The organism is Rhodovulum viride (assembly GCF_003265965.1).
Lineage (GTDB): Bacteria > Pseudomonadota > Alphaproteobacteria > Rhodobacterales > Rhodobacteraceae > Rhodovulum > Rhodovulum kholense.
On the sequence record NZ_MUAV01000223.1, the window covers coordinates 1 to 351 of the forward strand.

Annotated in this window: 1 protein-coding gene; it reads left to right on the plus strand. The window is 71.8% G+C overall.

What is annotated here, in order from left to right; genetic code table 11:
• The first annotated feature begins 67 nt into the window (after positions 1 to 67).
• Positions 68 to 232, plus strand: a complete 165-nt coding sequence (locus BYZ73_RS23300) for a hypothetical protein (protein WP_181498186.1) — start codon at positions 68 to 70, stop codon at positions 230 to 232.
• Positions 233 to 351 lie beyond the last annotated feature (119 nt).

Genomic DNA, 351 nt, shown 5'->3' on the forward strand with positions numbered 1-351 from the left:
AACTCGACTGACCACGGTGTCCCGCCCCGTGCGGGCGGGCATCCCATGCCCAGAAAAGGAGGCGTCCATGCCCGACTTTCCGACCCGGCCCACACTGCGCACCCTGACGCTTGCGGCGCTGACCGGCGCGCTGGCGCTGATCACCCTTTGGGGCGGCACGGTCCTCGCGGCCCGCGCCCAATCCGCCGCACCGGTCTGCGTGCTGGCGCTGGCGACGGAGGCAGCCCGATGATGACCTGCATCGACCCCGGCGCCGCCCAGGTCGCCCATGCCCGCGCCATCGTCCTGAACCCGGGCGCCTATGCGCATCGCCTGTCGATCCGGCTGCATGCCTGGGCCGTCCTGAAAACG